Annotated in this window: 16 protein-coding genes and 1 pseudogene; 11 read left to right on the top strand and 6 right to left on the bottom strand. The window is 42.3% G+C overall.

Annotation, left to right across the window (positions count from 1 at the left end; all coding sequences use genetic code 11):
* The first annotated feature begins 45 nt into the window (after positions 1–45).
* From ACUUHJ_RS09255 to ACUUHJ_RS09290, 8 genes are all read left to right on the top strand, one after another.
* Positions 46–504 (top strand): chemotaxis protein CheX, encoded by a 459-nt coding sequence (locus ACUUHJ_RS09255; RefSeq protein WP_056497752.1) that lies wholly within the window; start codon positions 46–48, stop codon positions 502–504.
* A 73-nt stretch (positions 505–577) separates the two neighbouring features.
* Positions 578–1,102: a hypothetical protein gene (locus ACUUHJ_RS09260; protein WP_472298744.1), complete on the top strand. Its 525-nt coding sequence runs from the start codon at positions 578–580 to the stop codon at positions 1,100–1,102.
* A 20-nt stretch (positions 1,103–1,122) separates the two neighbouring features.
* Positions 1,123–2,871: an ABC transporter ATP-binding protein gene (locus ACUUHJ_RS09265; protein WP_472298745.1), complete on the top strand. Its 1,749-nt coding sequence runs from the start codon at positions 1,123–1,125 to the stop codon at positions 2,869–2,871.
* A 45-nt stretch (positions 2,872–2,916) separates the two neighbouring features.
* A complete protein-coding gene (locus ACUUHJ_RS09270; RefSeq protein WP_472298746.1) occupies positions 2,917–3,441 on the top strand; it encodes a GNAT family N-acetyltransferase in 525 nt (174 codons plus the stop codon).
* 350 nt (positions 3,442–3,791) lie between these two features.
* Positions 3,792–4,655 carry an ABC transporter permease subunit gene (locus ACUUHJ_RS09275; protein WP_472298747.1) on the top strand — a complete coding sequence of 288 codons (864 nt, stop codon included), beginning with the start codon at positions 3,792–3,794 and terminating at the stop codon, positions 4,653–4,655.
* Between the two features lie 34 nt (positions 4,656–4,689).
* On the top strand, positions 4,690–5,613 hold the full coding sequence (locus tag ACUUHJ_RS09280) for an ABC transporter permease (protein WP_472298748.1): 924 nt from the start codon (positions 4,690–4,692) through the stop codon (positions 5,611–5,613).
* 421 nt (positions 5,614–6,034) lie between these two features.
* The gene (locus ACUUHJ_RS09285; protein WP_003387736.1) at positions 6,035–6,256 is read left to right on the top strand and encodes a helix-turn-helix domain-containing protein; all 222 of its coding nucleotides are present in this window, start codon (positions 6,035–6,037) and stop codon (positions 6,254–6,256) included.
* 596 nt (positions 6,257–6,852) lie between these two features.
* The gene (locus tag ACUUHJ_RS09290; RefSeq protein WP_436406354.1) at positions 6,853–6,945 is read left to right on the top strand and encodes a hypothetical protein; all 93 of its coding nucleotides are present in this window, start codon (positions 6,853–6,855) and stop codon (positions 6,943–6,945) included.
* Between the two features lie 17 nt (positions 6,946–6,962).
* Here ACUUHJ_RS09290 and ACUUHJ_RS09295 read toward each other — a convergent pair whose 3' ends face one another.
* From ACUUHJ_RS09295 to istA, 5 genes are all read right to left on the bottom strand, one after another.
* Entirely contained in the window at positions 6,963–7,151 is a 189-nt protein-coding gene (locus tag ACUUHJ_RS09295; RefSeq protein WP_087345463.1) for a hypothetical protein, read from the bottom strand.
* 218 nt (positions 7,152–7,369) lie between these two features.
* Complete coding sequence (locus tag ACUUHJ_RS09300; RefSeq protein ID WP_289677019.1) at positions 7,370–7,753, bottom strand: hypothetical protein; 384 nt, start codon at positions 7,751–7,753, stop codon at positions 7,370–7,372.
* A gap of 1,134 nt (positions 7,754–8,887) precedes the next feature.
* Entirely contained in the window at positions 8,888–9,565 is a 678-nt protein-coding gene (locus ACUUHJ_RS09305; RefSeq protein WP_472298749.1) for a hypothetical protein, read from the bottom strand.
* Between the two features lie 303 nt (positions 9,566–9,868).
* Positions 9,869–10,612 (bottom strand): IS21-like element helper ATPase IstB, encoded by a 744-nt coding sequence (gene istB / locus ACUUHJ_RS09310; RefSeq protein ID WP_087349016.1) that lies wholly within the window; start codon positions 10,610–10,612, stop codon positions 9,869–9,871.
* A gap of 87 nt (positions 10,613–10,699) precedes the next feature.
* A complete protein-coding gene (gene istA / locus ACUUHJ_RS09315) occupies positions 10,700–12,118 on the bottom strand; it encodes an IS21 family transposase (RefSeq protein ID WP_472298750.1) in 1,419 nt (472 codons plus the stop codon).
* Positions 12,119–12,461: 343 nt separating this feature from the next.
* On the opposite strand from istA, the gene ACUUHJ_RS09320 reads away from it, so the two are divergent.
* The 3 genes and pseudogenes from ACUUHJ_RS09320 to ACUUHJ_RS09330 all read left to right on the top strand — a co-directional run.
* Positions 12,462–12,872, top strand: coding sequence for a transposase (locus ACUUHJ_RS09320; RefSeq protein ID WP_472298751.1), 411 nt, complete (start codon positions 12,462–12,464; stop codon positions 12,870–12,872).
* Between the two features lie 77 nt (positions 12,873–12,949).
* Positions 12,950–13,828, top strand: coding sequence for a transposase (locus ACUUHJ_RS09325; RefSeq protein ID WP_472298752.1), 879 nt, complete (start codon positions 12,950–12,952; stop codon positions 13,826–13,828).
* Between the two features lie 116 nt (positions 13,829–13,944).
* Positions 13,945–14,073: pseudogene (locus tag ACUUHJ_RS09330) on the top strand (LuxR C-terminal-related transcriptional regulator); the annotation flags it as partial.
* Positions 14,074–14,206: 133 nt separating this feature from the next.
* On the opposite strand, the gene ACUUHJ_RS09335 reads toward ACUUHJ_RS09330, so the two are convergent.
* The gene (locus ACUUHJ_RS09335; RefSeq protein WP_472298753.1) at positions 14,207–14,992 is read right to left on the bottom strand and encodes a hypothetical protein; all 786 of its coding nucleotides are present in this window, start codon (positions 14,990–14,992) and stop codon (positions 14,207–14,209) included.
* Positions 14,993–15,206: the final 214 nt, after the last annotated feature.

Raw genomic sequence — 15,206 nt, forward strand, 5'->3', positions numbered from 1 at the left:
TTCAACCTCTGAGAGTGAATTGCCCGGGAAAGGAAGAGAATGCAGATGATAGTCCAGTACCTTGATCCATTTCTTGAATCAGCTTCGTCCGTGATTCAACAAGTATGCAATGTCGACATTTCGCGTGGAGAGTTAGCTGAAAGAGAATGGAGCCATGTAGAAGGCCATACATGGATTCGAATCGGAATGACAGGCCAATTACAAGGTGAGGTCTTTTTCGGTCTGCAAGAGGAATTGGCTTTGCGCATTGTCTCGGCCATGATGGGCGGCTATCCCGTGCAAGAGATGGATGAGCTCGGAAAAAGTGCCATTTCCGAGTTAGGGAACATGATTTCCGGGAATGCGAGTACGCTTTTATCCAATCGAGGTGTTATTGTAGACATTACCCCGCCCTTATTTCTACACCAGCATGACTTGAAAGACATGGCAGGGACAGCATTGACTGCACCGCTCGATCTTCATGACATGGGCAGACTGGATATTCAAATAATTGTGATAAGATAGGGCGGCTAATGGCCGTCTTTTTTGTGAAGGATACGTACCCACGCTTTATCATTCAAAGGAGGGATAAAAAGAGATGGATCATTACTTCTCGATCTGCTCAGCTGAGATGTATTACGAGAAATACATGGCCTTTTTATTGGAAAACTACGACCAGCTTCGCATGCCATATTCCTTTCCTGTGGCGCTCAGTTTTCTGGCGAGTCCCGTTTTAATGGAGGGGAAAGCATTTCTTTGCTTCAACGATGACGATGAAGTGATCGGTGCCTTTTCATATATTTACGGGACAGGTGAGAATCAGTACGAAGACAAGCATATCGTTCAAATTCAGGTAATCCATTTTTTGGAACAGTATCGCAGCAGTCGCCTTTTTTTGCATGCCCTTCAGTATGTAACCGAGTATATCGCCTATATGGAGGAGGACGTGAAGGAGTTTCGATTCTGGACTTCCTCAGACGACTCTTTACGCAAATTGTTTGCCAAGATTGCAGATCGAGTAGCTTCTGTGGAAACGGAAAACGGTCCATTGGATGAATATCGCGCCTCATTTCGGGCTTGGCAATCCTATGCGGCCAGGTTTCACCATGAACCATTTTTCTAATCCAAGAAGGAGACGTTACGATGCTGTTCGTCATCAAAAACCTGTTTAGCTACATACGCCCCTATAAGCTCCTGAGTTCCCTTTTTTTCCTCACGCTTGCACTTGATCTACTTTTTTTATCCTTGGCACCTCTCAGTTTCCAGATAATCATTGACAGAGCGATTGTTCCCAAAGATATGCACGTTTTCTCCGTTATCATGATCGTCTTGGCGGTTAGCGGGTTTATCTGTATCAGTGCTGGAATGATCAGTGATTATGTGCTGGCAAAACTAAATGCACGTGTGCAAAATGATTTGCGGCAAAAACTGTTTGCGCATATGCAGCATTTGCCGGTCAGCTATTTCCATAAAACGCGTTCGGGCGAACTGATCTCTCACTTTTCAGTGGATTTGCCTGTCATTGACAGATCGTTAGCGATTCTCTTCACGACAGGTATTCAGTCATTGGTGGTCGTGACGATTAGTACAATGGTGTTGTTTTATTTGGAATGGGTGATGGCGCTGTGTATTTTGGTTGGGGCAATCTTGATCTTTACAGGCCCTTATTTGCTTGGACGACGTGCCCACGCAATCAATGCTGCCTATAAAGAACAGCTCGCGGCTATGACGAATGATGTTCAGGAAAATACGAAAGCGCAAATGGTTATCAAGGGGTTCAACCTGCAAGCTGTCATGATTGATAAATTCATGGAAAGACTCGAATTGCTGTTGGTCAGAAACTATCGCAAAAATTTGATGGCAGCGAAGCTGGAACGAATTCCTGCGCTATGCTTACTACTCATCAACTTTACGATTATTGGCTTCGGTTCTTATTTGGCACTCACCGGGCGAATCTCTGTCGGTTCGCTTGTCGCCTTTTTCACCATGTATACGTCGATGGGGAATGCAGTGTTTAATCTGACCTTTACGCTTCCACTGATGACAGATGCACAAGTCAGTATGGAGCGAATCCAGAAGGTGCTGAATGAACCTAGTGAAAAAGTCGACCATTCTTCATCCGAACAGATCGATTTGCGTACGACTGAAGTGTCCATACAAAACGTTACGTTTGGCTATCAAGAAAATCAGTTATCTATTAAGCAAATCAACATGCAGATTCCAGCTCGGTCAAAAATTGCGATAGTTGGCTCCAGCGGGTCTGGAAAAAGCACGATCATTCAGCTGCTATTAGGCTTTTATCAACCTAGTTCTGGTCATATCGAGATAAACGGCACAAAACTAGATGAAAGGAATCGGGGAGCCTTCCGCAACCATGTAGGGGTCGTCTTTCAGGATCACTTTCTTTTTCACGGAACAATAGCAGAAAACATCCGGCTCGGCAAGCTCGATGCGACCAACGACGAGCTGAGGATGGCTGCACAGCAAGCGGAGATCCATGATTTTATCATGAGTCTACCAGACAAGTACGAGACACTAATTTTGGATGGGGGTAGCAATCTATCGGGGGGACAAAGGCAGCGACTTGCCATTGCTCGAGCGATTCTTCGCAATCCTTCTCTACTCATTCTGGATGAAGCAACTTCTGCTCTCGATCCCATTTCTGAGGCTTCTATAAACAAGACCTTTGCGAAGCTTTCCAGCGATCGGACTGTCATTACGGTGACACATCGTTTGTCGACCATAACGGACATGGATCAAATATTTGTATTGGAGCAGGGGGAACTTGTGGAGCAAGGGACACACTCTCAACTGTTGCAAAAGCGGGGCTATTATAGAAGACTATGGGAGAAGCAGCAGAGAAGTTTCATCTCCTCGCACGCGGAACGGTAGAAGTGATACGTTAACCAACAGAAAAAGAGAGGCGGTGTGTAAAGGATGCATGTCCAATTTAGAAAATGTACCAGTGACAATGATTTTGCCCAATTCACGCTATTCTTTATGCGCAATCGATTGGAATTTAGCCGTATGTTTTCCCTTAGTGACACGCTCGTTCATATTTTGACGTTTCTCCCGGATTCTCATTTGATCCTCATAGAAGACGAGCGAGGTAAATTGATCGGATGGGGCCATTATCAATACTTGACAGCAGATAGGCAATCAGACCCAGAGGGAGAAATTTGCTATATCCATTCCGTCATCGTTGAAGAAAAATATCGAAGGAGCAGGGTATTTTTAAAAGGCTTTCGCCATCTTATCAGACAGGTACAGGAAGAGAATGAACACGTGAAACAAGTAACCTTTCATGCAGATGCTAATCATATTTATCTGAACCGGCTCTATTCGAAATTTGCACAGCTTGCAGGGGAGCAGGAGGGGTATTATGGACAAGAAAACATCTACCTATCCGAAATCAATCCGCTCGCTTCCTATCTGGGAATGGACGCAATTGACGTTAAATAAGGAAAAATGCTATTCTTAAGAAGATATTGTCAGAAGGGAGGTCTATCAGATGATTCCAATGGTACCACGTTTGAAAGACGGAGTAAGAAAACCATTCACTGCTTCGATTCAAAATCTTCTCATGAAAAATGAGCAGCTGCGTGTAGCTACTTCTTCTACGAAGTAATCGATCAGCTATCATCTTTTTCGAATCAACTGTTCCCATGAATGGAGAAGTGGTTGACAGGCTATCCTGCTCAGCCACTTTTTTATTTCTGTTTGAATAGAAGAAAAAAATAAAATATTTTTTATTGTCTAGATGATTTTTAATAGATAGTGTATTGTTGGAAATAGTAAGGGGGTATGAGAGCTTGACCTATGTAAAACAATTAATTGGGATGTTTTTCCTGGTTATCGCTGTTTGCGGTGGGCCGTTCATGCTATATACGCAAAAGGAAGAAATCGTGGTTGAACCGGGAAATATCGTAGTTCGTGCGGTATATCTGATTCAGCAGTTTGCAGAGGGCTCCCTCGGAACCTATTATTCCGGGCAAACGGAAAGGAGCATCGCAGAGGATATCCTCCCATTTGCAATTAGCTCCTTTGAACTACTATTCTCAAGTGTGATTGTCGCCGTTCTTGCTAGTATTATTTTTGGATTGCTATTGCAGCGCTTTCGGATTGTACGTCAATTTCAAAAGGTTTTGAATTTACTTGCCACCATTCCTGATTTTATCCTGATCGTTGTTTCGATTGTGGGTGCGGTCGGGTTTTACAAGATGACGAACATTCGAATTATCACCCTGTCACCTGTAAGTGACTCTGAGAGTACTTGGTTTCCGATCACGCTACTGTCCATTGGACCAACGATTTTTCTCATGAAGGTAGTCAGTCTGAAGTATGCACAAATCGGCGGCGAAGACTACATTAAAACAGCTCTTGCCAAGGGGATGGGGATCTGGCATGTTCTCATTCACCACGTCTATAAAAATATCAAGCCGTTTCTCATTGCTGATTTAAAGAAGACGATTGCGATTTCGGTAGCCAACTTGTTTATTGTTGAGTACTTATTAAACGTCGTAGGATTGACCCGCTTTATTTTTAGCAAAGATGGCAGTTACGAATTCAATGCTGCTGTCATGGGACTGTTAGGTATTATTTTGTTATCCATTTTGGTCTATGTATTGATTCGTCTCATTTTGTATGTGATTGAACGCGCGGTTGTATATAAATAACCCAGACTTCTTTTGGAATGAGTGAGGGTATGGTATGAGGAAACGGTTCAATTGGTTTTTATGGCTAGGCAGTATCTTGGTATTATTTTTAATCATTATTGGTGTAGCCGGACCTTATTTAGCCCCCTATGACATCGATTACCAGGCGAAAGTGCGTAATGAGATGGTGAACGGGAAGCAAGTGATCATTTCGCCTCCTTTGGCACCGTCAAGCGAGCATCTGTTGGGTACGGATAAATGGGGCTATGATTTGCTTACAAAGCTGCTCCATGGGGCACCGTACACCATTTTTATTACGCTCATGATTGCGTTATTGCGATTATTGATGGGAGCATGGATCGGACTGAATATTGGAATATTGGACAAGCAGCAGCGTTGGTGGATTGCGATTGAGAACGCTTGGGGATACATGCCTATATTTATTCCTGTCTATTTTTTATTGAAAGGAATCAATATCAATCCTGAATTGCCAACGTTTACGCTCGTATTGTTTTTCATAGTGGTCGTGGCTGTGCTAGGGACGCCTTCGGTAGCTGCGTCCATCCGGCAAAAAACAGAGCAAATCAAGGAATCGCAGTACGTATTAGCTGCGACCTCGCTGGGGGCCGGGCGGGATCAGATCATCTTTCGCCACATCCTGCCGCATTTGAAGGAGCATCTGGTCATTGTTCTGGTGACAGAGATGATTGCAACCATGACGTTGATGGGGCTTCTCGGGATATTTGGTCTTTATGTAGGTGGCACGACTATGTACTATGACCCGGTTGAGTTTCACTCGATCACACATGAATGGGCAGGACTGCTCGGCACTTACAGAAGCTTTGTCTACACGAATTACACGTGGATTTTCCTGATCCCACTTGCTGCCTATATGCTTGCAATCGGTTCCTTTAGTCTACTGGCCAAAGGATTGCGTGATAAGTTCGAACAGACGTATAGTCGTACCCCATTTATTTAAGTTGTGGTGTCCTTGATTTTTACGAATCAAGGGCACTTTTGGTTGATTGGGTTAAAAATAGTGGAATGGAAGTCGAATTGTAGGGAGCAGTATATGTCTCGGATGAATAGACTGGAGTGTCGGGGGCGGTGTTGGCCTTGGGTTCCGATGGCAATCTCATCAGGCGAGGCGACCTCGTCGCGATCTGAACGGGGAACAACTGGCGGCTATCGTCGTCTCGAACGGAAAAATTCACGGCGGATGTCGAAGAGGTTTCTCATCGGTGTTCGGAACCCATTGCCCATTTTCTGAATAGGATGTAAGGCAAAAGCCTAAAATCCTTGAAATTCCGGCACCATCACCCACCCCCCATCATAGGATAAGGTGACTCTGTAATCCCTCAACCTTGTTCCTGTAGAGCCCACAAGGAGGGGTGGCACGATTGAAGGGTAGCGACCAAACCAAGCCGTTGTTAACGAATCGCGAAAGAGAAGTGTTTGAACTCTTGGTCCAAGATAAGACAACCAAAGAGATTGCCGGACAACTCTTCATCAGCGAAAAGACTGTGCGCAATCACATTAGTAATGTCATGCAAAAATTAGGTGTCAAAGGTCGATCTCAGGCAGTAGTCGAACTCGTTCGACTTGGTGAACTAGAGATTTGAACCCAGTCCACCCAGCCTCCCTTTTCTTCCCTTGGTCGGAAGGGAGGGTTTTTTTATGTTGTTTTACCGGATACCCCTATGTAAATATTGAATTTCTTTGGCTGCTGAGTGTATTCGGTGCTCAATTATGATAAACAATCAGCTCGATTAGATAAAAAGACATGGATGAAAAAAAGACATCCCTCTACCATTTTCATGGTCTTTGGGATAGCCTCTTCGGTAATATCTCACTTAGTCTGGACACATGCATTTCGTGTAGGGTGGAAACCAAAGGCAGGGAGGAGTACATCTAGCTTGGGGTTGACTACCTAACTTTTGAAGTAGTTTTTTGAACATTCCTAATCACCTCCTATTTATGGATGAATTTAACTTTCTATTAAATAGTAACACAAGGAAGTGGGTATTTGCATACGATCTTTTCTGAATTTTCAATTTAATTAGGCGCGTGTAAGAAATAGAAAGCATCAGGATAGTAATATTATCTCTTGCTCACAGAGATAAACGAAGCGGAAGGAGGCGCGACAGGTGAGTAAAATAACGCGAATTTTGCACTACCCCGGGCAAGTGGAGCATGGCTGACCTGGATTATCAGTCATATGCCGGGTCATACAACTTATCTAGAACCCTTTTTCGGTACCGGTGCTGTTTTATTTACCAAGGAGCGATCGATACTGTTGAAAGAGTGGTGATTTACATGGGAAACAAACTATTTTTCTTTCTCTTCCTGATTCATAAACGAGTAAAGCGGATCTCTCTTAACACGCCCAGACATCATATCGTCGTAAGGGGTAAAATCTGTTCTTTTTGGTAATTGATTTTTATTAATTGATGTAAAGATCCACCAAAATATTGCAGCTACAATAACGAAGGTAATTACAGTAATGATTAAACTCATTTGTATCACCACTTTCTGCACCAGAGGCTATTTTTGTTTAACATATTAGACTGGATTATCATCCGAAAGGTCACAAGTGGAACTGTTAACAGGATTTAACACACGATTTGTTAAATTGACAACCTTAATTTCAATCTTGAGGAGGTGAAACTCCATAAAAAAACCTGCAGCAAGATAAGTTTAATCTTGTGCAGGTTAACAGATTTTAAGCGAAATCGTTAGAAAGGTCTTCTAATAACTTTAATTCTCCGTGCTCCATTGCGGATAAGCCTTTGCGCACGTTCACGGCTGATTCTAACAAGTACTGAAATATCTGTTGAGTTTTCAACGTCAAAGACTGAGAAAAACCGACCATTGGCGAAAAGTACACCTTTAAATTCAACTTTCAATCCAGGACAAGCTCGCGGTCGTGTGTTCTGAATAATAGTGCGCATTACACCTGCTTTAATGAGCGCCCTCGCTTGTTGGGGCGTTGTACGAACCGCAAAAACAGGGTCAATTTCAACACCTGGCGCCTTTGCTTCCACTTCAACAATTAAGAAAAATCGGTTTCCGATCTTTGCAATGCTATTTGCTCCGATAGTAATCGGTGCTGTTGCCATGAGAGATCACCTCCTTGTACCAAAATATTCAGGAGGTCACGAAGGGGACAAGGGCTATACTCCAATTTTTCAAATTTGGTATTTTGACTAGATTAGAAAATCAATTCGCTGCTCTTCTTTATTGCTTCGAAGACATTCCAATAACTCGAAAATGATGTCCATATCCTTTTTAGGCATGGATTATTGCAGGAATGGGGAAACAGCTTAACACAACGGTAATTTAGAAAATGTACGCTAAGGCTGTCAGAAGTATCCCGAAAAGCAAAAGTATCCAGCCAATCACTAATGTTATGTAAGTGAAAAGCTTCCAGATTCCATAAACAGAGCCTTTTCGTAAACTAATACGACTCCACAGAATCATCCATAATCCCATCAGGGTCGCTTCCTTTTGAAGAACTGGAAAAGCAATACAGATTAATAGACCTGTGATGAAACCTAATAGTACCAATTGTATTGAGAGAGTCATATAAACTACCTTTCGAATCCCAGATTTATGTTTCAAACACTATAAGGAGTGGCTCGATGGTTGTTATGCTGAAAGGATTAAGTGAATCTATCATTTCCGAAAACTAATGATGAGGATACCACTAAGGGATGGAAATTATCTTATGAGTTCATGGCGGGTACTTTGGTAATGTTCCTAACAAGAATAACACCGCCGCATTAAAGTAAAAAAGAGCCGCTGCTTACACGATCTTAATAAATCTTATTTCCCCCGAGTATCCGAAGCCCAGACAGGATAAGTTTTGCAGGTGGTTTACCTTGATAATGGATATTGCTCCATGCAGCGTTATCTGAGTACCAATTTGGGAATCCCATTCCATGATAATTGTGCTGGCAGCGGCAGCACAGGAGAGGCTGCGAAACGAACAGGCCGTGGTTCATCCTCTTCGAGAAAGAAGCTGAATATTTGGAGGCAAGGGGGAGATGTATCGAAGGAATCGCGCTAACAAGCACAATTTTACAAAACATGTTAGATCTAAATTCTTGATTAAACCAAGTATCGTATTTTGTGATCACTTTAGCGGTGGCTTTACATTCATTCCGAACATGTTGTTACAAGCCCACAAGCTGATGCCGATTTCATTTCGACGTCAGCTCGCGGACTAGATACATTGCCATGTACTCTTTGTTTTAGCCAATTTTCCTGATTACTTTTGATTTTCCACCTGAACTGAGAATAATCCATCCTTCAGGAACAGGCGAGGCTTGCAGTACCTCAATCTGCGTTCCGTTAGGAGCACCATTGACATTTCTGATCACATTCGATCCTCCATAGGTTCGAACCATGACCCATCCTTTTGGGATAGGGGAAGCGAGCATCACTTCTACCTCCGTGCCGTACGAAGCATCATGAACATTTCTGATTACATTTGATCCTCCAAAGGCTCGAACCATGACCCATCCGACTGGAATAGGCGAGGCGAGCATCACCTCTATCTCCGTACCATAAGAAGCACCGTTCACATTCTTGATGACATTCGACCCTCTAAAGGCTCGAACCATGACCCATCCGCTGGGGATAGGCGAAGCTAGCAGCACCTCTACCTCCGTGCCATAAGAAGCACCGTTCACATTCCTGATCAGGTTCTGCGTTCCTAATGTTCTAACGATAACCCATCCGGCTGGAATAGGTGAGGTAAGCGACACCCAAATTTCTTCTCCATACGTGGCGCTTCTGATGTTTTTATTGGAAGCGTAGGTGGTTGCCTTTTCCTGTGCAGGGAGCGCTGCCGCTTGGACTTGTGTGGCTAGAGAGGGTACTACGACGACTGAACTTAATGACAGGATAATAAGTGCTTTTTTAAACATGAACATCAACCTTTCATGATAAAAGTTGTTTGGAAACTATCATCGAGTAGAGGTCAATTGTTGTAGCATTTCTTGCAAAAAAGAGGTGTCTATCATCTCCTTCCTAAAATCCCAATATATACCACCTTATCACAAAGAAGATCCTCTAACTTTAAGAGAAATTGTCGAATGGAGGTTTAAATTGACAATATTTTGAATAAATGAATGTGAATGTCAATCAAAATGTTGACCACCGTGCTCATCAAAAAATTGACCACCATGGCAAAAATTATTCCACCCGACGGGTGGGTAACTTTTTCATGATCACGATTGCTTCAGACTTTGCTTAAATCGGTAACTATCACCGTTCATTGCAAAAATGTGAGCTCGGTGTGTAAGTCGATCCACTAAAGCGGCCGTCATTTGTTCATCTTTGAACACTTGAGTCCAGTTAGCGAAGTCCAAATTGCTAGTAAGGATCATGCTTCCTTTTTCATAACGAGCAGCACAAAATTGAAATAGTAGCTCAGCACCTGTTTTACTTAAAGGAACAAAGCCTACCTCATCAAGAATGGCTAGATCGACTTTTAACCATTGTTTCTCCAATTGAAGCAAGCGCCTCTCTGATTGCGCCTCCATCAGCTCATTACACAGTTTGGCTGCTGTCCAGAATTGAACAGTGTAACCGTGACGGCAAGCCTCCATCCCAAGGGAAATCGATAAATGTGTTTTCCCGGTGCCTGAATTTCCGATAAAGATTACATTCTCAGCCTTCTCGATGTACTCGCAACGAGAAAGCTGGAGAACCTTCGGTTTATTTAGAGCTGGCATGACTGAAAAATCATATTGGTCTATGGTTTTAATTGTAGGGAACTTTGCTTGTTTGGTGCGGGATGCAATTTGATTCGCATCTCGTTGCAAAACCTCTTGCTCCAAAAGAGCCAAGAGAAAATCTTCATAAGGGATTTGACGCTCCATGGCATCATGAGCCATTTCCTTATAGGATTTCTTGATTGCGGGCAACCGTAGACGTTTTGCATAGGCTTCAAGTAAAAATGATGTACTCAATGAACCACACTCCTTTTTCGCAACAAGTCATTGTACTGAGTAAGATTAGGGGACTTTACTCGGATAACAGGGACATGGCTGTCAGTCTCAAAAGCAAGAGACGGAACCCGATGCTCTGGTATTGTTCGTTGGAGGAAGAAGTTGCCTTACGGCATCGTACTGGAAAATCCCTTTTTGGGCTGATTCGCGCAATGTATTCTCCACTAAGGTGGGCTCGAACTCCCGATGCAATAAGAGAATACGAATAAAGTCTTTCATTCCTCCAGACCGATGTTTGCACCGATCTAGAAACTGGTGATAAACATCAGGGAATTTGGCCTTCTGCAAGGGCCGAGCGTAAAGAACAGATCCAGGACGGATCAACATGAGATCGAGGTAATGGTCATAATCGAAAATCTCTTTTCCTTTTTCAAAACAGCGTTTATGGGTAGCGATTAGCTCTCCATTATGATAGATCGCAAGATCATCAGCGTAAACTCGGCATACTAACTCCTTTGATGCATATGAAACAGGTACAGAGTACGCGTTTTGCTCAAAGGTAATCAAGGAGAGCGAATTGCTCTTGACGGTTACCATTCGACAGCAATCTAAAGGCTGAGGCGGAAGTGGCAACATACGCTCCTTATCTTCAATAAAAGCATCCGCCACTGTAATGGTTGATCGCGGAACCTTAGTCTTTTCATAAGACACGCATTTTTCCAATAGCCAACGATTTAGTTCATCTAAAGAGGATACGGAGGGCATTGGCGTAAAAAACTGCTGTTTGACCATTTTCACAAGGTTCTCGACCTGTCCTTTTTGATTCCCTTTTGCGGGCTCGCAAAAGTAACTTTCGAACAAATAGTGTGCTCGTAATTGGGTAAACCGTTCCTGTTCTTCTCGATTTTTCCCCTCCAGAATTTTTTTCACAGCTGTCTTTAAATTGTCGTAGACAATGGTTTGAGGTACGGCTCCAAGAAACTCGAAAGCATTTACATGACCTTGTAAAAGTGCTTCCTGCTTTTGATGAAAGAATGTTTGGATAAATATTTTCCGGCTATACGTGCAGCGCAAACAGAATACCTGGACGGTAACTTGCTTTCCAAACAGTAGGATATCCACCTCTCCCCAGTCGAATTGAGCAAACTTCCCTGGCGGGAATTCAAGAGGAACGTACGCTTTTGGCGGAGAAACTCGTAATTGTCTAACATAGCCACGAACGGTTGATTCGCCGCCTATGAAGCCATATTCTTCTACGAGTCTTTGATAGATGCGTTTGGCAGTATGTCGCTGCTTTGGAGGAGCATGTTCATCTTGACGCAGCCATTCCAAGATGATTGGTTTAACGGATTCAATGACTGGTTTCGGCTTCGGTTTAGAAAGCTTGTATACAGGAATTTCTGTTGTTGTTAAGGCTTTACGTATGACTTGCCGAGAATATCCTGTCTCTCTGGAAATTTGACGAATCGGTTTGCCTAGCACGAAGTGCTGTTTCCTGATAAACTCATAATTAGCCATCTGAAGCATTTCCTTTCCTCCTATATCTTGTTAGTCTCAGCAACTTCAAGATATAGGAAAGAGGTGCTCAGGTGGTCAATTTTTTTTTGAGCGTTATACTGCAAAGTGGTCAATAATTAGATTAGCATTCACAAATGAAGAAGGTGCATATGGAGAGCGGTTGTGAGAATTGGCTGAATGGAAGCCTCCGATACTCCGACAGATTGACTATCTACAAAAAGGGTGAAATACACAAAAAATAAAAAGAGGCCTCCAGTAGGGGCTGTTGACAAATTGCCGTAGAGATAGGGGTTTCTGGGAATCGTGTAGAAATCATTTCTATACGGTTCTTTTTATTTTGGAGGGCTATCTCATGATGGGAATCGATGGAGACAAACAGCACCAGTTTATGTTCTTAAATTTGGATGATCTTGTACCCGAGAATCATTTTTTACGTGTTGTTCGTAATAAGATTGATTTTTCTTTTATCTATGAGAAAGTGCAACACTTATACTCGCCTGTAGGTCGTCGCTCAGTTGATCCAGTTTTGTTAATGAAAATGATCCTTATCGGGTATCTTTATGGCATCCCTTCCGAAAGGAAGTTGGAACAAGAAATCCAAGTGAATTTGGCCTATCGATGGTTTTTAGGATTGGACTTAACTGACACTGTTCCCGATCATTCCACACTGAGCCAGAACAGAGCCGTCGTAGATTTAAAGAAAGCCATATTTTTCAGGAGATCTTCGATCACATCGTCTCGGAATGTATTCGAACTGGTTTAGTTACTGGGGAAATAATTGTTGTTGATTCTACTCACATCAAAGCGAATGCATCGATTAATAGGTCAGAAAAAGTTTTAGTGGAGAAAAAGCCTACTGAGTACCTTGAAGAGCTAGAAAAGGAAGCACGGAGAATTAAAAAAGACAGAGATAACGATCCCACTAGGAAAAAACGAGGAAGAAAACCTAAAACCTCTCCTCCTGAGAAGGAAGTAAAACAGAGCACAACAGACCCGGAGTCAGGTTTATTGAACCGTCCTAATAAACCCAAGGGATTTCACTATTTAGCGCATACCAGTGTGGACGTTAAGCATGGAATCATAACTGATATACACGTTACGGCTGCTAATGTGAATGACCACGAACCATTTATAAAGCGATTACAGATACAAAAAGAGAAATTTGGTTTACATATTGGCAAAGTAGGCGCAGATAAAGGGTATGATCGCTCTGGAGTACACCATGAATTAGAAAATTTAAAGATAACCGGTTATATCTCTCCGATAAAAGGTGTTATTGATCAGACCGAAAGGTCAGTACAATTTACATTTGATGAAATGAACGATGCCTATTATTGCTCGAATGGCAAGGCACTTCAATTTACTCATGTTAAGTGGCACAGTTGGAAACAAAGTTATAGCAAAATTTATGCTGCCCAAACAAAGGACTGTAAGTCCTGTGAGTTACGCCAACAATGTTTTGGACAAACCGCATCTCGCAAAACAATAGAAAGACCATTATTCCAAGAGGCTAAAGAACGCAACCAAGCAAGGAAGCAAAGCCAAGAGTACAGTGTTATCCAAAGGCAAAGAAGAATATGGTGCGAGGGTACCTTCGGTACAATGAAAAGGCAGCATAACTTAAAAGAAACATACAAAAGAGGCATTCGAAATGTATCCGAACACTGCCTCTTTTCTGCAATGGCAATTAACATTAAACGAATGATAAAAGCAAACTAATCACAGGTTACGAAACAAAACAATCCGACGACGTATAAGTGAAAAAACGGCAAAAGGGTTAGGGCATTGGGTCCCTAACCCTTTTTGTCAACAGCCCCAGTAGGAAGCCCCTATCAATTAGCGAACAACTCTTCATCAGTGAAAAGACTGTGCGCAATTACATTAGAAATGCCATGCAAAAACGTGTCAAAGGTCGATCTCAGGCAGTAGTCGAACTCGTTCGACTTGGTAAACTAGAGATTTGAACCCAGCGGGATGTAGTCGGTAATGGCAGAGTGGAGCCACATTACCGAACCATTCAAAGTTAGACATAGCCAGATCAATGAATAAAGTGCCAGATGTAACATCTGACACTTTGGTAATGAAAGTAGATGATATCTACCTTAATTCATGTCTAATATAGATTGCAACTACTAAACCGTTTGAGGCTGCGAAAGAAATATAAGCAATATCGGTCTCGGACAACATTTGGTAATATCCTACAATATTGTTTCTTGATTTTTTATAACCGTAGGCCTTATGTACATCTTCAATAGAATCGCCTATTTTAATTCCACGTGGGGTTTGGTAGTTAAGCTGATTGTCTGCATACATTAAGGAGATGATTCCGGAATTTTCCTCTCTTTCTCCGGCGATGATCCTTCCTCCCCAGGATGAGATGAAGCGATTCTCATTACTTATATAAGTTTCATCTGGTGGACGGCCAATTAATTCTTGAACATCTAAAGAAGTCAATCCTGTGTTTAACGGACCAATTTGTAGATCTTGTAGGGTTAGCTTAGGCGCGGTTAATGGTTCAATGGTTTCGGAAACATCTTGCTCTTTAAGAGATTCAATCGTTTCGGAAGCATCTTGCTCTTTAGGAGGTTCGTTGGTTTCGAAAGCATCTTGTTCTTTAGGAGGTTCGATGATTTTGGAGGGATTGTCCTCCGTTTGAAAATTATGGGCTATAGAATTTTTTCGATCTTCGCTAGGAGGTTTAACTTTAGCGAATTTGTTAGTTACCCCTATGTATGTTACTACGAAGGCAAGTAACGAAATTATTAGTAGGAGTAAATTCACTCGGGCAAAAATCACTTTGTTTTTTAGCATTGTAAAAATTATCAATAACGTAAAAAAAATTGTTGAGATACCGAAAACGAGTAGAAGAGGATCTTTTTCCATCAGGGCCATCCTTAATAAAAGTTTGAAATTATCATATGTCATCTGTTTATCTCATCTATCAATGAACAAGGCTACCTTTTTGAGCGATATAGTTCAATCTTCGGCATAAAAATCAACACCGAATACAGAAGTGAATTCCTCGGAGTCTTCACTTTAGCAGTTCGTTTGGCATCCGAATTAAATAACAGGATGGTAATAAGTAAATAAATCGCAT

Source organism: Brevibacillus schisleri, from assembly GCF_055685845.1.